Origin of the sequence: Agromyces archimandritae (genome assembly GCF_018024495.1) — a bacterium.
GTDB lineage: Bacteria > Actinomycetota > Actinomycetes > Actinomycetales > Microbacteriaceae > Agromyces > Agromyces archimandritae.
In genome coordinates this window covers 2,259,683-2,284,466 of the sequence record NZ_CP071696.1, presented here as the reverse complement: position 1 = coordinate 2,284,466, position 24,784 = coordinate 2,259,683, and the positions used below count along the sequence as shown (strand labels likewise).

Sequence of the window (24,784 nt, the reverse complement as noted above, 5' to 3'; positions counted from 1 at the left end):
TATAGCCAGGCTATCTATCCGCCGAATCGACACGACCCCTCGGGCGCCCGTGCGCGTCCCTGAAAGCCCTTTCTCGTGAACGCGCGTTCACGGCGCGGCGATCTGCCCGAAGCGCTTGCGGAGCCGGGCGATCTTGCGGTAGAAACGAGGACACCGGATGGGATAGCGCTTTCCCAATCCCGGCCGAACGCTCTCCGCTCGATGCGACGACGATGTCTGGAGGACTCGTGCCATCCACGACCCCCCGCCCCGCGGGCCCCGATCGACGGGCCCGCCGATGAGCGCCCTCGGCGAGCTCCGCGCGCTCAAGGGCAAGCCGCCGGGCCGCCAGCGCAAGCAGAACCGTGCCGCCTTCCTCTTCCTCGCGCCCTGGTTCCTCGGCCTCGCACTCATCACCCTCGGCCCCATGGCGGCCTCCTTCGCGCTCTCGTTCACGCGATACAACCTGCTGAGCCCGCCGCGCTTCACCGGCATCGACAACTTCGCGCGCATGTTCGAAGACGAGCGGCTGATGAAATCCCTGGCCGTCACCTTCCAGTACGTCTTCATCTCGGTGCCGCTGCAGCTGGCCCTCGCGCTCCTGCTCGCCGTCGTGCTCGACCGGGGCCTGCGCGGGCTCTCCTTCTACCGATCCGCGTTCTACCTGCCGAGCCTGCTCGGTGCGAGCGTGGCCATCGCGATGCTCTGGCGGCAGATCTTCGGCGTCGACGGGCTCGTGAACGCCGTGCTCGGCTGGTTCGGCATCGAAGGCCAGGGGTGGATCTCGAGCCCCGACACGGCGCTCGGCACGCTCATGGTGCTGAACGTGTGGACCTTCGGCTCCCCCATGGTCATCTTCCTCGCCGGCCTCCGCCAGATCCCCGCCATGTACTACGAGGCCGCCGCCGTCGACGGTGCGAACCGGCGTCAGCAGTTCTGGCGCATCACGATGCCGATGCTCACGCCGATCATCTTCTTCAACCTCATCCTGCAGATCATCGGCGCCTTCCAGTCGTTCACGCAGGCCTACATCGTCTCGGGCGGCAGCGGCGGCCCGGTCGACTCCACCCTCTTCTACACGCTGTACCTCTACCAGCGCGGCTTCGCGAACCTCGACATGGGCTACGCCTCCGCGATGGCGTGGCTCCTGCTCGTCATCATCGCCGCGTTCACCGCCGTCAACTTCTGGGCCTCGAGATTCTGGGTGTTCTACGATGACCAAGACTGACCCCGCCGCCCCCGCGAACACCGCCCGGCCGGCATCCGCTCCGCCCGCAGGGCCCCACGACGCCGCGGTGGATGCCGTGGCGCAACGGCCCCCGCGCCGGCATCCGCTCCGCACGCCCGTGACGAGCCTCATCCGGCACGCGATCCTCATCGCCGCCGCGGTGCTCATGCTCTACCCGGTGATCTGGATGGTCGCAAGCTCCCTCCGGCCGAACGAGATCATCTTCCGCGAGCAGGGCATCATCCTCGACAGTTTCGAGATCTCGAACTACACCGAGGGGTGGGAGGCGCTCAGCTACCCGTTCAACGTGTACCTCGTGAACTCGGGCCTCGTCGTGCTCGGCTCGATCATCGGCAACCTCGTCTCATGCTCGCTGGCCGCCTACGCCTTCGCGAGGCTCGAGTTCACCGGCAAGCGCATCTGGTTCGCGATCATGCTCGTCAGCATCATGCTGCCGATCCACGTCATCATCGTGCCGCAGTACGTCATGTTCAGCCAGCTCGGCTGGGTGAACACCTTCCTGCCGCTCATCGTGCCGAAACTGCTGGCCACCGACGCCTTCTTCGTGTTCCTCATGGTGCAGTTCATCCGCGGCATCCCGCGCGAACTCGACGAGGCCGCCCGCATCGACGGAGCCGGGCATCCGCGCATCTTCCTGCAGATCATCCTGCCGCTCATGGTGCCGGCCCTGGCCACGACGACGATCTTCACCTTCATCTGGACCTGGAACGACTTCTTCAGCCAGCTCATCTACCTCACCAAACCCGGCCTGTACACGGTGCCGCTGGCCCTGAACGCCTTCCAGGACGCGCAGAGCGCCACCGACTACGGCGAGATGTTCGCGATGAGCGTCGTCTCGCTCATCCCGATCTTCCTCGTCTTCCTCTTCGGCCAGCGGTTCCTCATCAAGGGCATCGCGACGACGGGGATCAAGTGACCGGCGCCGCCGGTCGGCACCACCCCTTCGCACCACGACAGCACCAGGAAGGAACGCACATGCGAAGCAACAGCAGGCGCCGGCTCGGCATCGTCGCCGGCGTCGGGGCGGCAGCCCTCGCCCTCACGGCCTGCGCCGGCAACGGCGCCGGCGAGCAGTCGCTCGAACTCGGCGACGAGGAGGTGACGCTCTCGTTCACCTGGTGGGGCAACGACACCCGCCACGCCATGACGGAGGAGGTCATCGCCGCCTTCGAGAAGGAGCACCCGAACATCACCATCGAGCCTCAGTACACGGACTGGTCGGGCTATTGGGACAAGCTCTCGACCTCGGTGGCCGCCGGCGACATCCCCGACATCATCCAGATGGATGAGAAGCAGCTGACCACCTACGCCTCCAACGGCGTGCTCATGGATCTCACCACCCTGGCCGAAGCCCTGCCGACCGACGACATCCCCGAGGCCGTCCTCGGCACCGGCATGCTCGACGGCGCCCTCTACGGCGTGCCCGTCGGCATCAACTCGTACACGATCATGGCGAACCTCGACCTGCTCGAGCAGTACGGCGTCGAAGCGCCCGACGACGCGAGCTGGACCTGGGACGACCTGCGCGCGGCCTCCGAGCAGATCTCGAAGGCCTCCGGCGGCACCGTCGTCGGCACCCAGTCCTGGGGCTTCGAAGACGGAGGCCTCAACAACTGGCTGCGCCAGCACGGCGGCTCGCTCTACTCGACCGACGGCAAGGTCGCCGCCACCGAGGACGACCTGGCCGGCTGGTGGCGGTTCCTGCTCGAGTCGACGGAATCGGGCGCGATGCCCGACCCGGCTGCGACGGTCGAACGCGAGGCCGGCGGGCTGGCCGAGTCGTTCACGGCGACCAACGAGTCGGCATTCGGGCCCTGGTGGTCGAACCAGGTCCAGGCTCTCCGCGAAGCGAGCGGGCAGAACCTCGTCGCCCTGCACGTGCCCGCGATCGAGGGCGCCGAAGACGGCTGGCAGTACTACAAGCCGTCGATGTTCTGGTCGGCCTCGGCCAAGACCGAGCACCCCGCCGAGGTGGCGGCGTTCCTCGACTTCCTCGGCAACAGCGAGGAGGCCGCCGACATCCTGCTCGCCGAGCGCGGCGTGCCGGCCAACGAGACCATCCGCGCCTACCTGACGCCGAAGCTCGACGAGGCCAACCAGTCCGTCGTCGCCTACCTCGACGACCTCGCCCCCGAGATCGGCGACGCCCCGCCGGCGACGCCGCCGGGCGGCGGCGAGATCGAGACCATCGTCGAGCAGCACACCCAGAAGGTGCTCTTCGGCGAGCTGAGCCCCGAGGATGCGGCGAAGAGCTTCATCGCCGAGCTGCAGCAGGCCCTCGACGACGCCGCGTTCTGACCCGAGGCGGCGCGCCGCCGGTGCCCGAGGCGACCGGGCGCCGGCGGCGCGCCGCCGCATCCACCCCCGACATCCACCACCCCCGGAGGATCCGTGCCAGACGCCACCCGGCGACACGTCACCATCGCGCAGGTCGCCGCCCGAGCCGGCGTCTCGCAGGCATCCGTCTCACGCGTGCTGAACCGCAATCAGCGGGTCGATCCCGCGATCGCCGCACGCGTGCGCGCCGCGATCGACGAGCTCGGCTACGCTCCGAGTCAGACCGCCCGCAGCCTCGCACGCGGCCGCAGCAACACCGTCGCCCTCGTGGTGCCCGACCTCGAGAACCCCGTGTTCCAGGGCGTGCTCGGCGGGCTCAGCCGCGAGGCCGCACGCGACGGCACCCGCGTGCTCGTCGCCGACACCGCCGAACGCGTCGAGGACGAAGAGGCCGTCGCGACCGAGGCGAGGTTCCGCTGCGACGCCCTCGTCATCGTCTCACCGCGCATGCCAGCCGAACGCCTCGATGCGCTCATCGCCCGCACCCGTCCCGCGGTCGTCGTGAACCGTCCCGTCGCAGCCGATCCGGCCGCCGAGCTCTCCGTCGACTTCGAGCACGCGGCCCGCACGCTCGGCGAGCACCTGCTGGGGCTCGGGCACCGCCGCATCGTCTTCCTCGCCGGCCCCCCGCATGCGCACGCCGACGGCCTCCGCCGCCGGGGCTTCGCGGCGCTGACCGCGGCGCATCCGGGCGCCCACGTGCACGAGGTCGACGCCGGCTCGCAGCTGGAAGACGGCTTCCGCGCCGCCGAGGCGGTGCTCGCCTCGGGCGCGACGGCCGTCGCCTGCTTCAACGACCTCGTCGCCCTCGGCCTCATCGCACGCCTGCGGGAGCTCGGCATCGACGTGCCCGGCGAACTCTCGGTGGCCGGCTTCGACGACATCCCGCTCGCCCGCTTCGCCGCACCGTCGCTCACGACGGTGTCGGTTCCGCACGTCGAACTCGGCGTGCTGGCATGGCGGCGGCTGCGCGACGCGATCGCCGGGGAGCCGGCGGCGCATCCCCTCTCGCTCCGCACGGTGCTGCGGGCGCGTGCGAGCACGGGCCCGGCACCGGCCGGCGACGGGTGGATCGCGCCCCGGCATCCGGCCCTCCGCATCGGCGGGCGCACGCTCGCCCGCTACGCGGACGGCGCCGCGGTGCCCGACGAGTCCTCGCCGCGGCCCTACCTGCACCCGATCACCACGTCGGCGGGCACTCCGCTCACGGCGATCGCACCGGGCGACCATCCGCATCATTTCGGGCTCGGGCTCGCGATCGCCGACGTGAACGGCACCTCGACCTGGGGCGGGCGCAGCTTCGTGGCCGGCACCGGTTCGGTCATGCTCGACAACCACGGCCGGCAACGGCGCGACGGCCTCGAGCTCGACGGCGACGGGCTCTCCGAACGGCTGACGTGGGTGGATGCCGGCGGCGCACCGCTCGTCGACGAGCGGCGCACGGTGCGCGGCCGCGCTTGGCAGGGCCCAGGCGGGCCGGGTTGGATGCTCGGCTGGCGCAGCCGCCTGACGGCGGCCCACGGCCCGCTGACGTTCGGCTCGCCGGCGACGAACGGCCGGCCCGGCGCCGGGTACGGGGGCGTGTTCTGGCGCTTCCCCGCGGTGGATGCGGCGCTCGTCGTGACCGCCGACGGCACCGGCGAGGCCGTCGCGCACGGTTCCCGCTCGCCATGGCTTGCGGTGGTGGATGCCGCGCGCGGAGCGAGCGTGCTGCTCGCCCAGCCGGGCGTGCCGCGCCCCTGGTTCGTGCGCGTCGCCGAGTATCTCGGCGTGGGCCCGGCGCTCGCCTGGGACGAGACGGTGCGGGTGCCGGCAGGCGGCTCGGTCGAGCTCGGCCTCGACGCCCTGATGCTCGACGAGGCCGTCACCGACCCGGAGCGGCTGGCCGGGCTCGCCGCCGAACTGGCCGCGCGGCGCGCCGCCTCCTGGGAGCCGGCCGCATGAGCGCCGGACTCCCCCGCATCGGCGTCGCCGGCATCCACGGGCACGGCGCGAACCATGTGCGTGCCGCCCGCTCCCTCGAATCGGCCGGGCGCGCCCGGCTCGCGGCGGTCGCCGACCCGCTGGCGGGTGCGACCCCCGTACCGGGCGCGGCACGCTTCGCGGACGCCGCCGAGATGATCGAGCGCGCCGAGCTCGACATCGTGGTGCTCTCCACGCCGATCCACACCCATCTGCCGCTCGCGCTCACCGCCCTCGCCCGCGGCCGGCACGTGCTGCTCGAGAAACCGCCGACGGCGACCCTCGCCGATTTCGAACGGCTCACCGCCGCCGCCGAAGCCGCCGGGCGTTCGGTGCAGACCGGGTTCCAGAGCCTCGGTTCGCAGGCGATCGGCGCCGTCCGCGAGCTCATCGCCGGCGGGGCGATCGGCACCGTCACGCGCTACGGGGCGCTCGGCACCTGGCTTCGCACGGAGGCGTACTGGGCCCGCTCGGCCTGGGCGGGGCGCCGGAGCCTCGGCGGGGTGCCGGTCGTGGACGGCGCCGTGACGAACCCGCTCGCGCACGCGATCGCCACCGCCTTCGCGATCGCGGGCGCGCGCACCGTCGACGACGTCTCCGGAGTGCGGCTCGACCTGTACCGGGCCAATGCGATCGAGGCCGACGACACCTCGTCCCTCGTCGTCGGGCTGGCCGGCCGCGCACCGCTCACTGCCGCGCTCAGCCTCACCGCCCCTCGCCGCAGCGAGCCGTACATCGTCGTGCACGGCGAGGCCGGGCGCATCGTGCTCTGGTACACGCTGGACACGGTGCAGTTCGATGGCCCCGGTACCGCGCCCGTGACGAGCGTGCACCCGCGTACGGGGCTGCTCGACAACCTCGTCGACCATGTGTCGAACGGTGCGGCGCTCGTCGCCCCGCTCGAGGATGCGGGCGCGTTCATGCGCGTGCTCGAGGCCGTGCGGACGGGGACGGATCCGCGCCCGATCGCGGCCCCGTACGCCAGGCGCATCGACTCGCCCGACGGCCCCCATCTCGTCGTCGACGGCATCGAGCACTGGAGCCGCCGCGCCGTCGCCGAGGGCCGCACCTTCGCCGAGCTCGGGGCTCCGTGGGCCGTGGCCGAGCCGAGGTAGCCCCGGGTGCGGCGAACGGGCGCCGCATCCGAAGATGCGACGCCCGTTCGTGCGTTGCTGGAGGCTGCCGCCCCTCACACCGATGCCCGCGGAACGCGGGCGCCGGATCACTTGAGGGTGACGGTGGCGCCGGCGCCCTCGAGGGCTTCCTTCGCCTTGTCGGCGGTCTCCTTGTTGGCGCCTTCGATGACGGCCTTGGGAGCACCGTCGACGACGGCCTTGGCCTCGCCGAGGCCGAGCGAGGTGAGCTCGCGGACGACCTTGATGACCTGGATCTTCTTGTCGCCGGCGGCCTCGAGGATGACGTCGAACGAGTCCTTCTCCTCCTCGGCCGGGGCGTCGCCGCCGGCGGCCGGGGCACCCGCGGCGGCAACCGCGACGGGGGCGGCGGCGGTGACCTCGAAGGTCTCCTCGAACGCCTTGACGAACTCCGAGAGCTCGATGAGGGTCAGGCCCTTGAACTGCTCGAGCAGCTCCTCAGTGGACAGCTTTGCCATAATGTCTTCTCCTTGTTTCTGGGTACTCACCGCGTGCGGGCTCTCGCCTACGCCGCGGACTCCTGCTTCTCACGCAGCGCGTCGACCGTGCGGACGGCCTTCGAGAGCGGTGCGTTGAACAGATATGCGGCTCCGAACAGCGAGGCCTTGAAGGCGCCGGCGAGCTTCGCCAGGAGCACTTCGCGGGACTCGAGGTCGGCGAGCTTGCCTACCTCTTCAGCGGTCAGGGGCTTGCCGTCGAAGAAGCCGCCCTTGACCACGAGGAGAGGGTTCGCCTTGGCGAAGTCGCGCAGGCCCTTCGCGACGGCGACGGGGTCGCCGTGCACGAACGCGATCGCCGACGGGCCCTTGAGGTCGTCGTCGAACGCGGTGATCCCGGCCTTGTTGGCCGCGATCTTGGTCAGCGTGTTCTTCACCACGGCGTAGCTCGCGTCCCCACTGATGGACTTGCGCAGCTCCTTGAGCTGGGCAACAGTGAGGCCGCGGTATTCGGTCAGCAGAACGGCGGTCGAGCTCTCGAACAGCGTCGTGAGTTCGGCAACCGAGGCTTCCTTGTTCGCCATGGCCACTCCTTGTATCTTCCACGTGCACCGCAGCGGCGGTGCACGGCCTCGACACGACGGGCCCGTGACATCAAAAAAAGCTCCGACGCAGTTGCGCGGAGCTTCGGCCCGGTCTCCCGGGAAGTCTTCGTCACACCTGCGCAGGCCTCTCGTTCCTCACGAGACTTCGGTCGCGGCGAACAAGCGGGGCTTGCGCGCGCACGAACGACCGGCGGTCTTCGGCTCGGATCAGCTTACGACATACCGGGCGCACCGCCAAATCGGCGGCAGCCCGGCATCCGCACCCGGCACATGCCCCGGCTCAAGTGTCGCGTTCGGGGATGGCGTCGTCCTCGCGGTGGTCGTCGGTGCCGCCGGGCGGGTAGTCTTTCCGTCCGGGGCGGCGGCCGAGCGCGATCATGCTCGCGATCATGCCGCCCCACACGACGAGGAGCGCGAACACCATGAGGGCGATGGCCGCAGCGTTCATCGCGTCGCCTCCTTCCCCTCCGGCACGGCCGGCGGGTACGGCGGCCATGCGGTGAAGCGATCCGGATCCCGCCGCCAGCGCATGGCCGAGAGCAGGAGCGCCCCGGCGAGCAGCACGACGATCGTGCCCCATCCGGCGATGAGCAGGTATCCCGCGTCGTATCCCTCATAGCCGTTCACGATGAGATCCACCACCCGCGAGACGAGCATGTAGCCGAGGATCGCCGGCACGACGACGCCGACGCACACGTACCACCAGCGGCCGACCTGGAACGTCGAGACGGCGTTCAGGTGGGCGCGCAGCTCGGGGCCCTTCCGCAGCACCCAGACGAGCAGGATCGTCATGACCACCGCCGAGGCGACGATGCCGATGTTGTTCGCCCAGTTGTCGATCGTGTCGAGGGCGATGAGGCCCGTCGTCGTCGCGAAGCCGGCGATCGAGAGCACCGCGGCGACTCCGCCGATCCAGAACACGGCCTGGAGGCGCGTGAGGCCGAACTTCTCCTGGAAGGAGGCCATCACCACCTGCAGGATCGAGATGAGCGAGGTGAAGCCGGCCACGGCGAGCGAGAGGAAGAAGAGCGCGCCGAAGATCTGGCCGGCCGGCATCTGCGAGACGACCGCCGGGAAGGTCACGAACGACAGGATCGGCCCGGTGATGCCCTCGAGCTCGGCGACGCCGACGCCCTGCTCGTGGGCGAGGAAGCCGAGGGCGGAGAACACGCCGATGCCGGCCAGCAGTTCGAAGCCGGAGTTCGAGAACGCCACGACGAGGCCGGGCGAGGTGAGGTTCGCCCGCCGCGCCCGGTAGGAGGAGTAGGTGATCATGATGCCGAAGGCCACCGAAAGCGAGAAGAAGATCTGCGAGTAGGCGGCGATCCACACGTTCGGGTCGCCGAGGGCGCCCCAGTCGGGCGTGAAGAGCGCGTTCAGCCCGTCGACGGCGCCGTCGAGGAAGAGGGAGCGGACGACGAGGATGCCGAAGGCGATGACGAGGATCGGCAGGAAGACGATGTTCGCCTTCTCGATGCCCTTGGCGACGCCGGCGGCGAGGACGGCGATCGTGGCGATCCAGACGATCGCGAGCGGGATGAGCACGGCCGGCACGAAGTCGAGCGTGAACCACGGCTCGCCGGCGGCGGTGTCGGACAGGCGCAGGTACTCCCCCGTGAAGAAGGCGGCCGTGTCGGCGCCCCAGCGCAGGTCGAAGGAGTAGACGAAGAAGCTCAGCGCCCAGCCGATGATGACCGCGTAGTAGATCGCGATGACCAGGCAGATCATCACCTGGAACCAGCCGAGGCCCTCGAGCCAGCGGCGGATGCGGCGGAGGGCCATGGGCGGTCCGCCGCGGAAGCGGTGGCCGATCGCGTAGTCGAGGAAGAGGATCGGGATGCCGGCGGTCAGCAGCGCGATGATGTACGGCAGCAGGAAGGCGCCGCCGCCGTTCTCGTAGGCGACGCCGGGGAAGCGCCAGATGTTGCCGAGGCCGACGGCCGAGCCGATCGCCGACAGGATGAATCCGAGCTGGCCGGTGAACTGCTCCCTCGGCGGCTGGGACGTGGACGCACTGCTCATCCGATCCAGCCTCCCCGCTCGGCCGGGCGAGGTCAAATACCCCCGGACGCGGGTCGGGAATAGTTGACCGACGTCCATAGTTGACATCTCTCAACGATCAGGTATCGTTGATCTTCGTCAACTTTTTTCTGAGGGGTTCTCCACACTTGACTGTCACTCCACCTGAAGCCGAGACGAAACGCTCGCACCGCGAGGTCCTCACCGCGATCTCCGGCCTCGTCATGGGCATGTTCGTCGCCGTCATCTCCGGCACCGTCGTCTCCACCTCCATGCCGATCATCGTCGGCGACCTCGGCGGCGACCAGACCGCCTACACCTGGGTCGTCACGGCCAACCTCCTGGCCACCGGCGTCACCACCCCGATCTGGGGCAAGCTCGCCGACCTCGTCAACCGCAAGATCCTCTTGCAGGTCGCCCTCTCGCTCTTCGCCGTCGGCACCGTCATCGCCGGCCTCTCGCAGAACATCGAGTGGCTCATCTCCATGCGCGTCGTGCAGGGCATCGGCGCCGGCGGCCTCATGTCGCTCGTCATGATCGCCATCGCCCTCATCATCTCGCCGCGCGAACGCGGCAAGTACATGGGCTTCGTCGGCGGCATCATGGCCCTGGCCACCATCGGCGGCCCCCTCCTCGGCGGCGTCATCACCGACTGGCTCGGCTGGCGGGCCAACTTCTTCGTCGGCGTCCCCTTCGCCATCGCGGCCCTCATCCTGATCCAGATCACCCTGCACCTGCCGAACCCGAACGGCAAGGTCCGGATCGACTACCTCGGCATCGTGTTCCTCGTCGTCGGCATCTCGACCCTGCTCATCTGGGTCTCGCTCGGCGGCAACCAGTTCGACTGGGACTCGACGACGAGCTACGCCCTCGCCGCCGTCGCCGGCGCCGGCATCATCGCCTTCGTGGTGACCGAGTTCTTCGTGAAGGAGCCCATCGTGCCGATGTCGCTCTTCGCGAACCGCACCTTCACGCTCTCGGTCGTCGCCTCCATCGGCATCGGCGTGGCGATGTTCGCCACCGCGATCTACCTCGCCCAGTACTTCCAGCTCGCCCGCGGCGCCACGCCCACCGAGTCGGGGCTCCTCCAGATCCCGATGATCGTCGGGCAGATGGGCGCCTCGATCGTCATCGGCCAGGTCATCAGCCGCTTCGGCAAGTGGAAGGGGTGGATGATCTTCGGCAGCGTGCTCGCGATCGCCGGCGTCAGCCTCATGTCGACCATGCGGCACGACACCCCCTACGTGTTCGTCGCGATCTACATGGTCGTCCTCGGCGCCGGCCTCGGCATGGTCATGCAGAACCTCACGCTCATCGTCCAGAACGACACCCCGGCCAAGCACCTGGGCGTCGCCAGCTCGAACGTGAACTTCTTCCGCACCGTCATGGGCACGGTCGGCGTGACGATCATGGGCTCGGCGCTGGCCAGCCAGGTCACCGAGCACATCACGAACGGCTTCGACGGCTTCGTGCCGAAGTCGCCGGAGGAGATCGAGGCGCTGAAGGGCCTCTCCTCGGGCGCCGTGCCCACGGTCAGCGCGCTGCCCGAACGCATCCGCGTGATCGTCGAGAGCGCCTACGGGCACGGGATCGGCGACGTGTTCCTGCTCGCCATCCCGCTGGCGGTGCTGAGCCTCGTGGCGATCCTCTTCATCAAGAACAAGCCGCTGTCGACGAAGAACGCCGCCGAGGAGCTGCGCGAGCAGGCCGAGGCGTCGGCCATCGAGGTCGCCGAGGCCGAGATCGGCGCGTCGGCGACCGGCTCGATCGCCACCGTCCACGCCGGCGGATCGGACGGATCGCCGGCGACCGGATCGGTCGCCGTGCTCGAGCGGCCGGACGACGAGGAGCGGACCCGCTGAGATGACCACCGCGGCGCGCGCTTCCGTCGAGGGCACCGCCCTCGGCGGAAGCGGCGACGTCTCCGCCCTGCCGGCCGAAGAGATCGAGGCGGCGATCGTCGAAGTCGAACTCGGCATGAACCTCGCCTTCAACCGGGCACGGCTGCGCTGGAAGGAGTCGGCGGCCGAGATCGCACCCGAACTGCAGCCGGCCGGCTACAAGCTGCTCTCCTACATCGCCCGGGCCGGCGAGGCGAACGCGCACCAGCTCGCAGAGGTCTTCGAGATGGACAAGTCCGTCGTCAGCCGTCAGGTGCGGATGCTCGAGGAGCTCGGCCTCATCGTCTCGCGCGCCGACGAGCACGACGGCCGTCAGCGCATCCTCACGGCCACCCCCACGGCGAGCGCCTGCATCGCCCGCGCGCACGAACGCAACCGCGCGCGCTTCCACGAGGTGCTCGGCGAGCTCCGGCCCGAAGAGCTCGCGGCGGCCGCGAAGGTCTTCCGCCGCATGGCCGAGAGCTGAGCGGATGCCGGCCGAGCGCGGTACGCCCGGCATCCCGCGCCGCGCGCCCGCACCGGCATCCGGCGACCGTCGTACACTTGCGGGCATGACCGTCGACGCCGCGCCGGGCGAACCGCCCGCCGACGCCCAACGCCCCGCCGAAACCGCCGGCCCCCTCGCCGGCGACACTCCGGACGATCTCGAGACGGCCGTCCGCCGCGTCGAGCAGGAGCTCGGTGCGCTGTTCGCACGCATCCGCAGCGGTTGGCGCGAAGCGTCCTCGACCGTGCACCCCGAACTGCAGCCCTTCGGCTACCAGGTGCTGACCTCGATCGAGAGCGGCCGGGCGACCACGGCCGGGGCGATCATGGAGCGCCTGCAGACCGACAAGTCGACCGTGAGCCGTCAGGTGCGCCGCCTCGAAGAGCTCGGCCTCGTCGAGAGCGTGCCCGACCCGGCCGACCGGCGCGCCCGCATCCTCGCGGCGACCCCGCTCGCCCGCGAACGCATCACCCGGGCGCGGGCGAAGTACCAGTCGAACATGGGCGACCGCCTGCGCGACTGGTCTGAGGAGGATCTGGCCCGGTTCAGCGAGCTGCTCGGCCGCCTCGGGCGATAGCCGCTACGCGCCGGCCGGGGCGTCACCGGCATCCCGGCCGTCGCCCGCCTCGCCCAGCGGCAGCACCACCGTGAACACCGTGGAGCCCGGTTCGCTGTCGACCTCCACCCGGCCGCCGTGCCCCTCGGCGACCGCGCGCACGATCGAGAGCCCGAGGCCGGTGCTGCCGGCCCGGCGCGAGCGCGAGGAGTCGCCGCGGGCGAAACGCTCGAAGAGGGTGTCGCGGAGTTCGGCCGGGATGCCGGGGCCGTCGTCCGCGACGACGAGGCGCGCCTCGCCCGCATCCGCCGTCACCGAGACGCGCACCCGGGTGCCCTCGGGCGTATGCAGGCGGGCGTTCGCGAGCAGGTTCGCCACGAGCTGCCGCAGCCTCCCGTCGTCGCCCGAGACGTGCACGCCCTCCTCCGGCGCCTCCAACGACCAGTCGTGGTCGGGGCCGGAGACCTGCGCGTCGCCGACGGCGTCGGCCACGAGGGCGCCGAGATCCACCGGCCGGCGTTCGAGCTCACGGCCCTCGTCGAGCCTGGCGAGCAGCAGCAGCTCTTCGACGAGGGTCGTCATGCGCACCGACTCCGACTCGATGCGGCCGAGGGCGCGGCGGACGTCCTCCGGCAGTTCGCCGCCGTGCAGGCGCATGAGCTCCGAGTAGCCGCGGATGGACGCGAGGGGTGTGCGCAGTTCGTGGCTCGCGTCGGCCACGAAGCGGCGCACCTGGCGTTCGCTGCGTTCGCGCGCGTTCAGCGCCGTCGAGACGTGCCCGAGCATGCGGTTGAACGCGGTGCCGAGGCGGCCGACCTCGGTGCGCGGATCGCCCGTCGGCACCCGTTCGTCGAGGTCGACGTCGCCGCGGTCGAGCGGCAGTTCCGAGACCGCCTGCGCGGTGGCGGTGACCCGCTCGAGCGGTTCGAGCGCACGCCGTACGATGAGCGAACCGGCCACGAGCGCGACGACGACCCCGCCGAGGGCGACCACGGCGACCGTGACCGCCAGCTGCCTGGTCTGGGCGGCGACATCGGCCAGGGGCAGCGCGAGGATGACGGTGACACCGGGGTCGGTCTGCACGGCCAGCGCCCGGTATTCGCCGTAGCCGCGCGCCGTGATCGTGTGCGGCCGCCGGTCGGCGGCGACGTCGGCGAGCGCGGCGAGGGCGGCCCGCGATTCGGTGCCGAGATCGACGATGACGCCGTTGTCGATGACGGCGGCGACGGTCCGCCCGTCGTAGCGGAGGCCGGCGAGCGTACCGTTGGGCTGGCCGGGCACGCCGAGGAACTGGCGCACGGTCTGCAGCGGGTCGGCCGGCGCCCCCGAGGGGGCGACGGCCGTGGCCCGGTCGGATGCGGCCCCGAGGCTCGCGTCGAGCCGGCCGACGGATGAGGCGTGGAAGAGCAGCACGCCGACGACGCCGATCGCCGCGCTCACGGCGATCAGCAGGGCGGCGATGAGGACGAGCAGGCGTCGGCGGAGCGTCCAGGGGGCGCGCGAGCCGGCATCCACCGCCGCCGCGTCGCCCTCGCGCACCGCCGCCTCGCGCGCCGCCCGCGCGGCGGCGGCGTGGCCCGGCTCGCCCGGTTTCGTCATCCGGCGGCTTTCAGCACGTATCCGGCCCCGCGGACCGTGTGGATCATGGGCGTGCGGCCGGCGTCGATCTTCTTGCGCAGGTAGGAGATGTAGAGCTCGACGACGCTCTCGCGGCCGCCGAAATCGTAGTTCCAGACGCGGTCGAGGATCTGCGCCTTCGAGAGCACGCGGCGGGGGTTGCGCATGAGATAGCGGAGCAGTTCGAATTCGGTCGCGGTGAGGTCGATCTCGTCGCCGTCGCGGGTGACCTCGTAGGCGTCCTCGTCGAGCACGAGGTCGCCGACGACGATGCGCGGGTCGTGCTCCTTGGCGAGCATGAGCGTCGAGCGGCGGATGAGGCCGCGCAGGCGTGCGACGACCTCTTCGAGGCTGAAGGGTTTCGTGACGTAGTCGTCGCCGCCGGCGGTGAGGCCGGCGATGCGGTCGTCGAGGGAGTCCTTGGCGGTGAGGAAGAGAACGGGCACCTCGGAGCCGTCCGAGCGCACCCGCTGCAGCACCTCGAGTCCGTCGATGTCGGGCAGCATGATGTCCAGCACGATGGCGTCGGGGCGGAACTCGCGGGCGGCGCGGACCGCGCCGAGGCCGTCGGCGGCGGTGCGCACCTCCCAGCCTTCGTAGCGGAGGGCCATCTTGAGCAGGTCGGTGAGGGATGCCTCGTCATCGACGACGAGGACGCGCACGGGGGTTCCGTCGGCCTTCTCGATGGCCTGTGCGCGAGCGGGGGAAGGAGTCATGTCTCCAGTATTGCGATTCCACTTTGCAATTCCTATGGATTCCACGAAGAAGCCCTTCATGTTTCATAGCGCCGCCATAGCGCCGCGGCGTGGATGCCATAGCCGCGCGGCATACCGTGACGGCCATGTTCCCGACCCTGCTCCGGCGCGAGCTCGCCGGCCGACGGCGCCAGACGATCGTCATCGCCCTCGGCACCGCGCTCGCCGTCGCCCTCGTCATCCTCGTCAACTCGATCGCCACCGGGGTGAAGGACGCCCAGGCATCCGCCCTCGCCTCGGTCTACGGCGTCGGCACCGACCTCACCGTCACCGCGGCGACCCCCGAGCCCTCCGCGGACGGCGGCCGCGGCGAGGGCGGCCCCGGCCGCTTCGAGTTCGGCTCCGGCGACGGCACGAGCGACGGCGACTCGACGAGCCTGTCGACCTCGCGCCTGACGGCCGGCTTCGGCTCGCAGACCTTCGACGCGGCCGCGGCCGAGACCGTCGCCGGCATCGACGGAGTGCAGGCGGCCGCCGGCATCCTCGAACTGCAGAACACGAGCTTCTCGGGCGAGCTGCCCGACTTCTCCGCCATGCAGCAGGGCGAGGCGCCCGCCGCGCCGGGCGCCGGCGGGGCCGGCGACGAAACGGCGAACGAGGGCGGGCGCGGCGGCTTCGACGGCCGGGGCGGATCCGCCTTCGACGTCGACACGTTCTCGGTCATCGGCCTCGACCCGGCCCAGGAGTCCGTCGGCCCGCTCTCTGCCGTCGAACTCGCCGACGGCCGCGGCCTCGACGCATCGGACGCCGGCTCCGAGGTCGCCGTGCTCGACGCCGGCTACGCGACCAGCGCCGAGCTCGCCGTCGGCGACACGATCGACATCGGCGGCACGGACTTCGAGATCGTCGGCACCGTCGCGAGCACCTCGGCCGACGCCGACACCGCCGCGAACGCCTACATCCCCCTCGACATCGCCCAGCTCGTCTCGGGCGAGGAGGCGATGATCTCGACCGTCTCGGTGTCGGCCGCCTCCGCGGCATCCATCGGCGAGGTGCAGGCCGCCATCGAGGCCGCACTGCCCGAACTCGACGTCGCCACCCAGTCCGAGCTCGCCGAGACCGTGTCGGGCTCGCTCGGCTCGGCCTCGACGCTCGTCTCCTCCCTGGGCCTGTGGCTGTCGGTCGCGGTGCTCGTCGCCGCCTTCCTCATCGCCGTGCTGCTCACGCTGCAGTCGGTCTCGCGCCGCACCCGCGAGTTCGGCACCCTCAAGGCGATCGGCTGGTCGAACGGCCGCATCGTCGGCCAGGTCGCCGGCGAATCGCTCGTGCAGGGCCTCATCGGCGGCGCCGCAGGCCTCGCGCTCGGCCTCGCGGGCATCTGGATCGTGAACCTCGTGCGGCCGACCATCGGCGGCGGGGACGTGAGCGCCGGCGGGCCGGCGGGGATGCCGGACGGCGGCATGGCGGACGGGATGGGCGGCGGGATGCCCGGCGGGATGCCCGGCTTCGGGCAGGGCGGCGGCAGCACCCTGGCGAGCGCCGAGATCGTGCTGAGCGCCCCCGTCACCCCCTGGGTCATCGCCATCGCCGTCGCCATCGCGATCGCCGGCGGGCTCATCGCCGGCGCCTTCGGCGGATGGCGCGCCGCCCGACTCCGGCCGGCCGCAGCGCTCCGGAGCATCCAGTGACCGCGCAGCCCTCCCCCGCACCCACCGCACCCCCAACGGAGAACGCCATGACCGACACCGCCGCCGCCGCAGGCCTCGCCGCCGACGCGGCCTCGCCCGCGGCATCCGCACCCCGGCCGCAGACCGCCTACGAACTCGACGCCGTCACCAAGCGCTACCCGCAGAACGGCCGCACCGTGACCGCGCTGAACGACGTCACGCTCCGCATCGGCGCCGGCGAGCACGTGGCGATCCAGGGCCCGACCGGCGGCGGCAAATCCACCCTGCTGCAGATGCTCGGCGCACTCGACCGGCCGAGCTCGGGCACCGTCCGGCTCGGCGACGTCGAACTCTCCCGCATCGGCGACCGGCAGCTCACGCGCGTCCGCGCCGAACGCATCGGCTTCGTCTTCCAGAACTTCAACCTCGTGCCCACCCTCACCGCGCAGGAGAACGTCGAAGCCGCCCTCGTTCCGCTCGACGCGACGCCCGCCGACCGGGCCGAGCGGGCCGCCGCCGCGCTCGCCTCGGTCGGGCTCGCCGACCGGGTCACGCACCGACCCGCCGAGCTCTCCGGCGGGCAGCAGCAGCGCGTCGCCATCGCCCGTGCCATCGTGAAGGACCCGGGCGTGCTCCTCGCCGACGAACCCACCGGCGCCCTCGACGAAGACACCCGCGACGACATCATGGCGCTGCTCGAACGGCTCCGCGCCGACCGCGGCCTCACCCTGGTCGTCGTCACCCACGACTCGGCCGTCGCCCGGCGCGCCGACCGGCGCCTGCACCTGAAGGCGGGGCGCGTCAGCGAGCGGTGAGCCGAGGGCGAGGCGGAGCCTCGTTCGCCACCCGCGACTCCGACACGCCCGCGCGCCCGCGTCGCCGGGCCCGAGTACCCTCGAAGGGTGACCGACACGCCCTTCGCCCTCTTCGAGCTCGACGGCGAGGCGGGCGTGAAGGCCGAGGCCGCCGGAGCCGATCGGCGGCTGCCCCACGAACGGCGCATCGTCGCCGACTCGGGCGACCGCGTCGCCTGGCTCCGGGCGAGATCGCAGGGCATCACGGCGACGGATGCCGCCAAGCTCGCCTCGCCGGCATCCGTCCGCGGGGCCGTCTGGGAGAAACGCCACGGCACCCGCTTCGGCGGCAGCGCCTACACCGACCACGGCCGGGCGCGCGAACCCGAGATCGCGAAGTGGGTGCTGCGCGAGCACGGCATCGCCGGATCCACGCTGCTCTTCCACGCCGAAACAGAACGCCGCCACCTCGCCACACCCGACGGCCTCCGCGTCGACGCCGGCGGCCGGCTCGAACTCTGCGAGATCAAAACGACCTCGAAGCCGTGGCGGGCCATCCCCCGCAACTACCTGCGGCAGGTGTGGTGGCAGCAGTACGTGCTCGGCGCCGAACGCACCCTCGTCGTCTGGGAACGGCACGAGGACTTCGTGCCCGTCGGCGACCCCGAATGCCGCTGGGTCGACCGCGACGACGACCAGATCGCCGTGCTCGTCGGCCTCGCCGGGCAGCTGCTGGCGGCCCTCGGGAGCGGCCGGTGACGACCCTGCTGCTGCACGGCCTCGGCGCCGACCGCCGCCAGAGCCTCGAACTCTTCGCACCTGCGGTGCGCGCCGTGTTCGGCGAAGACGAACTCATGGTCTCCCCCGATGTGCGGGCGCACGGGGCATCCACCGCGATCGGCGATCCGGCCGACTTCGCACTCGACCGGCTCGCCGACGAGGTCGTGCTCGAAACGCTCGAGGCCGCCGACGCCGCCGGCCGCCCGCGAGGCGAACCGGTGACCGTCATGGGCCTGTCGATGGGCGCCGCGATCGCGCTGCGCATCGCCCTGCGCGGGCTGCTGCCGATCGAACGCGCCGTCTTCGTCCGCCCCGCCTTCGGCGACCGGAGCCTGCCGCCGAATCTGCGGCCCTTCCCCGTGATCGGCGAGTTCCTGCGCACCGGCGGGCCGGCGGCCGTCGACCGCTTCCGCGAGACGAGCGTGTTCCATGCGGTGGATGCCGTCTCGCCGTCCGGCGGGCTGGGACTCCTCTCCCAGTTCGCGGCCCCCGCCGCCGCCGCACGCGCGATCCGCCTCGTCGAGATCCCCCGCAACCGCGCCTTCGACGACGACGCCGAACTCGCCGGGCTCGCCGCCCGCGGCATCCGCAGCCTCGTCATCGCCGCCCCGCGCGATCCCGTGCACCCCCTCGAGCTCGGCGAACGCTGGGCCGGCGGCCTCGGCGCCGCCTTCGGCCTCGCCCCCGCCCGCGACGACGGCCCCGCCGCCCAGCAGACGTGGATGCGCGAGCGCATCGCCGACTGGCTCGGCTCGGGGGCGTAAGGGCGGTCGCCGACACGTTCGGCGCACGGGTCGCCGACCAGCTCGGCGCACGCGTGGGTCGCACGCGCGGATCGCCGGGCGCCCGGCGTCGGCGGTCCGTGGCAGCATAGGCAGCGGACGAGAGGACATCATGCGCGCACTGACGATCGACCGCACCGGCGGGCCCGAGGAACTCACGATCGGCGAGGTGCCCGACCCCGTCCGTGTGAGCGACGAGGTGCTCGTGCGCGTCATCGCCGCGGGCGTGAACCCCATCGACGCGAAGACGCGCGCCGGGCGCGGGGTCTCGGCTGCGATCCGCGACTACCCCGTCGTGCTCGGCGGCGACTTCGCCGGCGTCGTCGAGGCCGTGCCGTACGCCGCGCATCCGCTGCAGCCCGGCGACCGGGTCTACGGCATGGCACGTGTGCCGCGCACCGGCGGCAGCTACGCCGAACTCGTCTCGGTCAGCAGCCTGAGCGTCGCGCCGATGCCCGCCGGGCTCGGCTTCGGCGAGGCGGCCGCGGTGCCCTTGGCCGCCCTGACCGCCTGGGGTGCGGTCGTCGAAACGGCCAAGGTGCACGACGGGCAGCGGATGCTGATCCACGCCGGGGCCGGCGGGGTCGGCCACTTCGCGGTGCAGTTCGCCCGCATCTTCGGCGCGCGGGTCACGGCGACCGGCTCGGCACGGAACGCGGAGTTCCTGCGCGAGCTCGGCGCCGAACGCGTCATCGACTACCGCAGCGAACGCTTCGAAGACGTCGCCGGCGAGCAGGACGCCGTCATCGACCTCATCGGCAACGTCGCCGACGACACCGGCACCCGCTCCCTCTCGCTCCTCGGCACCGACGGCATCATCGTCAACGTGCCCACCGGCAGCTGGCCGACGATGGCCGAGGAGGCCGCCGCCCGCGGCATCCGCGCCACCGGGTACTCGGTCGCCCCCGACGCCCGCACCCTGCAGACCGTCACCCGCCTCATCGAAGACGGCGAACTGCGAGTGCACGTCGAACGCGAGTTCCCGCTCGAAGACGGCGCCGAGGCCCACCGCCTGCTCGAGGCCGGGCATGTGCGCGGCAAGCTCGTGCTGCGCGTCGCCGCCGAACCCTCGTGAGCGGGGCCCCCACCCCTCGCACGCGCAACCTCATCGGGCGGATCTCGGCATCCATCGCCGACCCCGTGCTGCGCGTCCTCGTGCTCGCGACCGCGATCAGCCGCACCGGCCGGGGCGTCTTCCTCACCGTCACGGTGCTGTACTTCACCCTCGTCGTCGGGCTCACAGCGGGCGAGGTGGCACTGATCCTCGCCGCGACGAGCGCCGCAGGCCTCGTCACCTCGGTACTCGCCGGGCAGGCCGCCGACCGCTTCAGCGCCCGCCGTATGCTCATCGGCTTCACCGCCGCAAGCGGCATCGGCCTGATCGGCTACGTGTTCGCCGGCGACTTCGTATCGGCGCTCATCGTCGCCGTCTTCCTCGGCGTCACCGACCAGGGATCGAACTCGGCCCGCATGGCGATCATCGCCCGCGCCTTCGACGGCCCCGAACGTGTGAACGCGCGCGCGATCCTGCGCACGGTGACCAACCTCGCCATCGCGATCGGCAGCGGCGCCGGCGCCATCGCCCTGGCGGTCGGCACCGGCGAGGCGTACCGCATCGCCCTCGCGGGGGCGGGCGTCGTGTTCCTCGCCGGGATCACGCAGCTCGTGCGGCTGCCGGCACGAGTGGATGCGCCGCGGGCCGCGGGGGCCGGCGGCGGTGCGGCGGGCGACGGCGGTGCGGCGGGCGACGGTGCGGACGCGGTGGACGATGCCGGCGCCCGGGACGACGGGGTGGATGCCGCGGTGGATGCCGCGGACTCGGCCGACGGCGACGACACGGCGGGCACCGCGAGCCCCGCGAGCACCGCCCGGGCGGCGGGCGCCGCGGCACGGCAGCGGGCCGGGGCATCCACACCCGGACGCTCGCCCTGGCGCGACCCTCGCTACCTGCTGCTGACGCTGCTGAGCGCGGTGTTCGGCATGCAGTTCGGCGTCGGCGAGGTCGCCGTGCCCCTCTGGATCGCCCACGACACGGCGGCGCCCGAGGTGCTCGTGTCGGCCGTGCTCATTCTGAACACGATCGTCGTGATCGTCTTCCAGGTTCCGCTCTCGCGCGGAACCCACGACCTCCGCGTCGCGGGGCGAGTCAGCGGCATCGCCGCCGTGCTCATGGGAGTCGCGTGCCTCGTCTACGCGATCGCCGCCGACGGTCCGGTGTGGTGGGCGGTCGCGTGCATCGTCGCCGGCGCCCTCGCCCACGGCTTCGCGGAGGTGCTCTCGCAGGCCGGCGGCTGGGGCATGAGCTTCGAGCTCGCCGACCCGGAACGCCCTGGTGCCTATCAGGGGGTGTTCTCGATGGGGTATTCGCTGGCGTCGCTGGCATCGCCGCTGCTCGTGAACGCGACGGCCCTGTCGATGGGATTCGCCGGCTGGGCACTGCTGGCCGCGATCTTCCTGGTCTCCGGCCTCGGCCTCGCCGCGGTCGGCATCCGTGCCGCCCGCCCCTGACCCACCCCTCCGCGCTCCTCCGCCCCCTGCTTTCCGCCCTGCTCTCTCTGTTCGGCCCTTGCACTCCCCCTCCCCTGCTCTGCTCTGCTCCCTCTCTCCCTGCGCAATGCAGGAGTGCAACCGTGTCGCGGGGCGTTCTCCCGCATGGCGGGGACGACACGCCGGGTGCGTTCCTGCATTGCGCAGAAAGCGGGAGCGAATTCGGGGCCGGGTGCAGCGGGCGGCATCTGGGGGCGGCGGATGCCGGGGGCGGATGCCGGGGGCGGATGCCGGGGGCGGTGGATGCCGGCTGCATCTACAGCGGCAGCCCTTGCGCAATGCAGGAGTGCAACCGTGTCGCGGGGCGTTCTCCCGCATGGGCGGGGACGACACGCCGGGTGCGTTCCTGCATTGCGCAGAAAGCGCGGGCGAATGCCGGTGCGGATGCGGTGGGCGGCGGATGCGGTGGGGGTTGCCGAGGGCGGAGGGTGCGCGCATACTGGAGGTGTTCGTATTGCGGAGTTCTGTTCGCATCGCGAACCGGATCGGAGCCGGATGCGCTGAGCGGCGCGCCCCGGCATCCACACCCGAAGCCCGCGCACGCCGAGACCGAGAAGGCCGCATGATCCAGAAAACCGCAGGCAGCATCGACGCCGCCGTCGCCGACATCCCCGACGGGGCGACCGTCATGATCGGCGGATTCGGCCGCGCCGGCCAGCCGGTCGAGCTCATCGACGCGCTCATCGCCCAGGGTGCGCGCGACCTCACGATCGTCAACAACAACGCGGGCAACGGCGAGACCGGCCTGGCCGCGCTCCTCGCCGCCCGTCGCGTGCGGAAGATCATCTGCTCGTTCCCCAGGCAGTCCGACTCGCAGGTGTTCGACGCCCTCTACCGGGCCGGCGACATCGAGCTCGAGCTGGTGCCGCAGGGAAATCTCGCCGAGCGGATCCGCGCGGCCGGCGCCGGCATCGGCGCCTTCTACACGCCGACGGGCTTCGGCACGGAGCTCGCCGTCGGCAAGGAGACCCGCACGATCGACGGCCGCGACTACGTCCTCGAGCACCCGCTGCGCGCCGACGTCGCTCTCATCTCGGCGCTCGCCGGCGACCGCTGGGGCAATCTCGTCTACCGCAAGACGGCGCGCAACTTCGGCCCGATCATGGCGTCTGCGGCGGCGATGACGATCGCGCAGGTCGACCGCATCGTCCCCCTCGGCGAGCTCGACCCCGAGCGCGTCGTCACGCCCGGCATCTTCGTGGACCGCGTCGTCGAAGTCGGCGTGCGCCCGTGGCTGCGGGATACGGATGCCGGTGCGGATGCCGCGAGCGCCGGTCCGGCATCCACTCACGAACCCCCGACACCCACCTCGACCTCGACCTCGAAGGAGCAGCACGCATGAGCGGCCGCATCGGACGCACCGAACTGGCCGCGCGCATCGCAGCCGACATCCCCGAGGGCGCGATCGTGAACCTCGGCATCGGAGCCCCCACCCTCGTCGCCGATCAGCTGCCGGCCGACCGCGAGATCATCCTGCACACCGAGAACGGCATGCTCGGCATGGGCCCGGCGCCCGAGCCGGGGCACGAGGATCCGGACCTCATCAACGCCGGCAAGCAGCCCGTGACCGAGCTGACGGGTGCTGCGTACTTCCATCACGCCGACTCGTTCGGGATGATGCGCGGCGGGCACCTCGACGTGTGCGTGCTCGGCGCGTTCCAGGTCTCGGAGCGCGGCGACCTCGCGAACTGGTCGACAGGCGAGCCCGGGGCGATCCCCGCCGTCGGCGGCGCGATGGATCTCGCGATCGGCGCGAAAGCCGTCTACGTCATGACCGACCTGTTCACGCGGGCCGGGGAGCCGAAGCTCGTCGAGACGTGCGGCTACCCGGTGACCGGCCTCGGTTGCGTGACCCGCGTCTACACCGACCACGCGGTCTTCGACGTCACCGAGGCGGGTTTCGCTGTGACGGAGCTGTTCGCCTGCAACACGGTCGCCGAGCTCTCCGAGCGCACCGGGCTTCGGCTCGTGGATGCCACGGGCGGCGCGGGCGCGGCCGCCGCCCCCGAGGAGACCGCACGATGAGCGCCGCGTACGTCTACGACGCCGTCCGCACCCCCTTCGGCAAGCTCGGCGGCGGGCTCGCCGGCATCCGCCCCGACGACCTCGGCGCGCACGTGATCGCTGCGCTCGTCGAGCGCAGCGGCATCGACCCGGCCACGATCGACGAGGTGTCCTTCGGCGACGCGAACCAGGCCGGCGAAGACAACCGCAACGTCGCCCGCATGTCGGGGCTGCTCGCCGGGCTGCCCACCTCGGTGCCGGCCGTGACGGTGAACCGTCTCTGCGGGTCGAGCGTCGAGTCGGTGATCCAGGCGAGCCGGGCGATCGAGACCGGCGATGCCGGGGTCGTCGTGGCCGGCGGGGTCGAGTCGATGAGCCGGGCGCCGTGGGTCGTCGGCAAGCCCTCCCGGCCGTACCCGCACGGCGACCAGGTCATGCACTCCTCGACGCTGGGCTGGCGCTTCGTGAACCCGCGGATGGATGCCCGGTGGACGATCCCGAACGGGGAGTCGGCCGAGATCCTCGCCGACCGTTTCGGCATCTCGCGCGAGGAGCAGGACGCCTTCGCGGTGCGTAGCCACCGAAACGCGGCCGCCGCCTGGGACACCGGTGCCTATGACGCCGAGTCGGTTCCGGTGCCGGGCACCGCGCTCGAGCGCGACGAGGGCATCCGCCCGGCATCCACCCTCGAGACCCTGGCCCCGTTGAAGCCCGCGTTCCGCGCCGACGGAACCGTCACCGCCGGCAACTCCTCGCCCCTCAGCGACGGCGCCTCGGCGCTGCTCGTCGGCGGCGAAACGCTGCCCGGCTCCGCTGTCGAACCCCTTGCCCGTATCACCGGCCGTGGCATCGCCGGCAACGACCCCGACGTCTTCGGCATCGCCCCCGTCGAGGCCGCGAACCGTGCCCTCGCGCGCGCCGGACGCAGCTGGGCCGACGTCGACCTCGTGGAACTGAACGAGGCCTTCGCGGCGCAGAGCCTCGCGTGCCTCCGACTCTGGCCCGAGCTCGACCCCGAGAAGCTCAACGTGCACGGCGGGGCGATCGCGCTCGGGCATCCGCTCGGGGCATCGGGCGGGCGTATCGTCGGTCACCTCGCCCACGAACTGGCCCGCACGGGCGGGCGCGTCGGCGTCGCCGCGATCTGCATCGGCGTCGGGCAGGGCCTCGCGGTCGTACTGGAACGATGAACGCGCCGATACGCTGAGCAGG

The 24,784-nt window shown here is 71.8% G+C and carries 23 protein-coding genes; 17 read left to right on the top strand and 6 right to left on the bottom strand.

Annotated features, from left to right (window positions below; genetic code table 11):
• The first annotated feature begins 277 nt into the window (after positions 1–277).
• The 5 genes from G127AT_RS10390 (at position 278) to G127AT_RS10370 (ending at position 6,642) form a co-directional block, all read left to right on the top strand.
• A complete protein-coding gene (locus G127AT_RS10390) occupies positions 278–1,207 on the top strand; it encodes a carbohydrate ABC transporter permease (RefSeq protein ID WP_210896631.1) in 930 nt (309 codons plus the stop codon).
• The gene (locus G127AT_RS10385; RefSeq protein WP_210896629.1) at positions 1,194–2,144 is read left to right on the top strand and encodes a carbohydrate ABC transporter permease; all 951 of its coding nucleotides are present in this window, start codon (positions 1,194–1,196) and stop codon (positions 2,142–2,144) included. The genes G127AT_RS10390 and G127AT_RS10385 overlap by 14 nt, the downstream gene beginning before the upstream one ends.
• A gap of 59 nt (positions 2,145–2,203) precedes the next feature.
• Positions 2,204–3,526, top strand: a complete 1,323-nt coding sequence (locus G127AT_RS10380; RefSeq protein WP_210896627.1) for an ABC transporter substrate-binding protein — start codon at positions 2,204–2,206, stop codon at positions 3,524–3,526.
• A 93-nt stretch (positions 3,527–3,619) separates the two neighbouring features.
• The gene (locus tag G127AT_RS10375) at positions 3,620–5,509 is read left to right on the top strand and encodes a DUF6807 family protein (protein ID WP_210896625.1); all 1,890 of its coding nucleotides are present in this window, start codon (positions 3,620–3,622) and stop codon (positions 5,507–5,509) included.
• Positions 5,506–6,642, top strand: a complete 1,137-nt coding sequence (locus tag G127AT_RS10370) for a Gfo/Idh/MocA family protein (RefSeq protein ID WP_210896623.1) — start codon at positions 5,506–5,508, stop codon at positions 6,640–6,642. Before G127AT_RS10375 ends, G127AT_RS10370 begins: the two co-directional genes overlap by 4 nt.
• Positions 6,643–6,749: 107 nt before the next feature.
• On the opposite strand, the gene rplL is transcribed toward G127AT_RS10370, so the two are convergent.
• From rplL to G127AT_RS10350, 4 genes are all read right to left on the bottom strand, one after another.
• The gene (gene rplL, locus G127AT_RS10365; protein WP_210896621.1) at positions 6,750–7,139 is read right to left on the bottom strand and encodes a 50S ribosomal protein L7/L12; all 390 of its coding nucleotides are present in this window, start codon (positions 7,137–7,139) and stop codon (positions 6,750–6,752) included.
• Between the two features lie 47 nt (positions 7,140–7,186).
• Positions 7,187–7,702 (bottom strand): 50S ribosomal protein L10, encoded by a 516-nt coding sequence (rplJ, locus tag G127AT_RS10360; RefSeq protein WP_210896619.1) that lies wholly within the window; start codon positions 7,700–7,702, stop codon positions 7,187–7,189.
• 301 nt (positions 7,703–8,003) lie between these two features.
• Positions 8,004–8,171 (bottom strand): methionine/alanine import family NSS transporter small subunit, encoded by a 168-nt coding sequence (locus tag G127AT_RS10355; protein WP_210896617.1) that lies wholly within the window; start codon positions 8,169–8,171, stop codon positions 8,004–8,006.
• On the bottom strand, positions 8,168–9,745 hold the full coding sequence (locus G127AT_RS10350; RefSeq protein ID WP_210896615.1) for a sodium-dependent transporter: 1,578 nt from the start codon (positions 9,743–9,745) through the stop codon (positions 8,168–8,170). Before G127AT_RS10350 ends, G127AT_RS10355 begins: the two co-directional genes overlap by 4 nt.
• Before the next feature lie 146 nt (positions 9,746–9,891).
• Here G127AT_RS10350 and G127AT_RS10345 point away from each other — a divergent pair, with 146 nt between their 5' ends.
• The 3 genes from G127AT_RS10345 (at position 9,892) to G127AT_RS10335 (ending at position 12,707) form a co-directional block, all read left to right on the top strand.
• Positions 9,892–11,604 carry an MDR family MFS transporter gene (locus G127AT_RS10345; protein WP_342344038.1) on the top strand — a complete coding sequence of 571 codons (1,713 nt, stop codon included), beginning with the start codon at positions 9,892–9,894 and terminating at the stop codon, positions 11,602–11,604.
• Position 11,605: 1 nt separating this feature from the next.
• Positions 11,606–12,109 carry a MarR family winged helix-turn-helix transcriptional regulator gene (locus tag G127AT_RS10340; RefSeq protein WP_210896613.1) on the top strand — a complete coding sequence of 168 codons (504 nt, stop codon included), beginning with the start codon at positions 11,606–11,608 and terminating at the stop codon, positions 12,107–12,109.
• 85 nt (positions 12,110–12,194) lie between these two features.
• Positions 12,195–12,707, top strand: coding sequence for a MarR family winged helix-turn-helix transcriptional regulator (locus G127AT_RS10335; protein ID WP_210896612.1), 513 nt, complete (start codon positions 12,195–12,197; stop codon positions 12,705–12,707).
• A 3-nt stretch (positions 12,708–12,710) separates the two neighbouring features.
• Here G127AT_RS10335 and G127AT_RS10330 read toward each other — a convergent pair whose 3' ends face one another.
• Both G127AT_RS10330 and G127AT_RS10325 read right to left on the bottom strand, forming a co-directional pair.
• Positions 12,711–14,285 (bottom strand): sensor histidine kinase, encoded by a 1,575-nt coding sequence (locus tag G127AT_RS10330; protein WP_210896610.1) that lies wholly within the window; start codon positions 14,283–14,285, stop codon positions 12,711–12,713.
• Entirely contained in the window at positions 14,282–15,019 is a 738-nt protein-coding gene (locus G127AT_RS10325) for a response regulator transcription factor (RefSeq protein WP_210896607.1), read from the bottom strand. Before G127AT_RS10325 ends, G127AT_RS10330 begins: the two co-directional genes overlap by 4 nt.
• 125 nt (positions 15,020–15,144) lie before the next feature.
• Between G127AT_RS10325 and G127AT_RS10320 the strand changes: the two genes are divergently transcribed.
• From G127AT_RS10320 to G127AT_RS10280, 9 genes are all read left to right on the top strand, one after another.
• A complete protein-coding gene (locus G127AT_RS10320) occupies positions 15,145–16,686 on the top strand; it encodes an ABC transporter permease (RefSeq protein ID WP_210896605.1) in 1,542 nt (513 codons plus the stop codon).
• A gap of 47 nt (positions 16,687–16,733) precedes the next feature.
• Positions 16,734–17,480 (top strand): ABC transporter ATP-binding protein, encoded by a 747-nt coding sequence (locus tag G127AT_RS10315; RefSeq protein ID WP_210896603.1) that lies wholly within the window; start codon positions 16,734–16,736, stop codon positions 17,478–17,480.
• Between the two features lie 168 nt (positions 17,481–17,648).
• Positions 17,649–18,218: a YqaJ viral recombinase family protein gene (locus G127AT_RS10310; protein ID WP_244857978.1), complete on the top strand. Its 570-nt coding sequence runs from the start codon at positions 17,649–17,651 to the stop codon at positions 18,216–18,218.
• Positions 18,215–19,003: an alpha/beta fold hydrolase gene (locus G127AT_RS10305; protein WP_210896601.1), complete on the top strand. Its 789-nt coding sequence runs from the start codon at positions 18,215–18,217 to the stop codon at positions 19,001–19,003. Before G127AT_RS10310 ends, G127AT_RS10305 begins: the two co-directional genes overlap by 4 nt.
• A gap of 130 nt (positions 19,004–19,133) precedes the next feature.
• Positions 19,134–20,096, top strand: coding sequence for an NADP-dependent oxidoreductase (locus G127AT_RS10300; protein ID WP_210896598.1), 963 nt, complete (start codon positions 19,134–19,136; stop codon positions 20,094–20,096).
• Entirely contained in the window at positions 20,093–21,529 is a 1,437-nt protein-coding gene (locus G127AT_RS10295) for an MFS transporter (RefSeq protein ID WP_210896596.1), read from the top strand. The genes G127AT_RS10300 and G127AT_RS10295 overlap by 4 nt, the downstream gene beginning before the upstream one ends.
• Before the next feature lie 601 nt (positions 21,530–22,130).
• Entirely contained in the window at positions 22,131–22,910 is a 780-nt protein-coding gene (locus G127AT_RS10290) for a 3-oxoacid CoA-transferase subunit A (RefSeq protein ID WP_210896594.1), read from the top strand.
• Positions 22,907–23,593 (top strand): 3-oxoacid CoA-transferase subunit B, encoded by a 687-nt coding sequence (locus G127AT_RS10285; protein WP_210896592.1) that lies wholly within the window; start codon positions 22,907–22,909, stop codon positions 23,591–23,593. The genes G127AT_RS10290 and G127AT_RS10285 overlap by 4 nt, the downstream gene beginning before the upstream one ends.
• Positions 23,590–24,762 carry a thiolase family protein gene (locus tag G127AT_RS10280; protein WP_210896590.1) on the top strand — a complete coding sequence of 391 codons (1,173 nt, stop codon included), beginning with the start codon at positions 23,590–23,592 and terminating at the stop codon, positions 24,760–24,762. The genes G127AT_RS10285 and G127AT_RS10280 overlap by 4 nt, the downstream gene beginning before the upstream one ends.
• Positions 24,763–24,784: the final 22 nt, after the last annotated feature.

What these genes read in the sequence shown, in the direction of transcription:
- G127AT_RS10335 (WP_210896612.1), top strand. Translation starts at nt 12,195, where the DNA reads ATGACCGTCGACGCCGCGCCGGGCGAACCGCCCGCCGACGCCCAACGC.
- G127AT_RS10330 (WP_210896610.1), bottom strand. Translation starts at nt 14,285, where the DNA reads ATGACGAAACCGGGCGAGCCGGGCCACGCCGCCGCCGCGCGGGCGGCG.
- G127AT_RS10320 (WP_210896605.1), top strand. Translation starts at nt 15,145, where the DNA reads ATGTTCCCGACCCTGCTCCGGCGCGAGCTCGCCGGCCGACGGCGCCAG.
- rplL (WP_210896621.1), bottom strand. Translation starts at nt 7,139, where the DNA reads ATGGCAAAGCTGTCCACTGAGGAGCTGCTCGAGCAGTTCAAGGGCCTG.
- rplJ (WP_210896619.1), bottom strand. Translation starts at nt 7,702, where the DNA reads ATGGCGAACAAGGAAGCCTCGGTTGCCGAACTCACGACGCTGTTCGAG.
- G127AT_RS10350 (WP_210896615.1), bottom strand. Translation starts at nt 9,745, where the DNA reads ATGAGCAGTGCGTCCACGTCCCAGCCGCCGAGGGAGCAGTTCACCGGC.
- G127AT_RS10315 (WP_210896603.1), top strand. Translation starts at nt 16,734, where the DNA reads ATGACCGACACCGCCGCCGCCGCAGGCCTCGCCGCCGACGCGGCCTCG.
- G127AT_RS10280 (WP_210896590.1), top strand. Translation starts at nt 23,590, where the DNA reads ATGAGCGCCGCGTACGTCTACGACGCCGTCCGCACCCCCTTCGGCAAG.
- G127AT_RS10290 (WP_210896594.1), top strand. Translation starts at nt 22,131, where the DNA reads ATGATCCAGAAAACCGCAGGCAGCATCGACGCCGCCGTCGCCGACATC.
- G127AT_RS10285 (WP_210896592.1), top strand. Translation starts at nt 22,907, where the DNA reads ATGAGCGGCCGCATCGGACGCACCGAACTGGCCGCGCGCATCGCAGCC.
- G127AT_RS10355 (WP_210896617.1), bottom strand. Translation starts at nt 8,171, where the DNA reads ATGAACGCTGCGGCCATCGCCCTCATGGTGTTCGCGCTCCTCGTCGTG.
- G127AT_RS10340 (WP_210896613.1), top strand. Translation starts at nt 11,606, where the DNA reads ATGACCACCGCGGCGCGCGCTTCCGTCGAGGGCACCGCCCTCGGCGGA.
- G127AT_RS10385 (WP_210896629.1), top strand. Translation starts at nt 1,194, where the DNA reads ATGACCAAGACTGACCCCGCCGCCCCCGCGAACACCGCCCGGCCGGCA.
- G127AT_RS10370 (WP_210896623.1), top strand. Translation starts at nt 5,506, where the DNA reads ATGAGCGCCGGACTCCCCCGCATCGGCGTCGCCGGCATCCACGGGCAC.
- G127AT_RS10300 (WP_210896598.1), top strand. Translation starts at nt 19,134, where the DNA reads ATGCGCGCACTGACGATCGACCGCACCGGCGGGCCCGAGGAACTCACG.
- G127AT_RS10325 (WP_210896607.1), bottom strand. Translation starts at nt 15,019, where the DNA reads ATGACTCCTTCCCCCGCTCGCGCACAGGCCATCGAGAAGGCCGACGGA.
- G127AT_RS10390 (WP_210896631.1), top strand. Translation starts at nt 278, where the DNA reads ATGAGCGCCCTCGGCGAGCTCCGCGCGCTCAAGGGCAAGCCGCCGGGC.
- G127AT_RS10380 (WP_210896627.1), top strand. Translation starts at nt 2,204, where the DNA reads ATGCGAAGCAACAGCAGGCGCCGGCTCGGCATCGTCGCCGGCGTCGGG.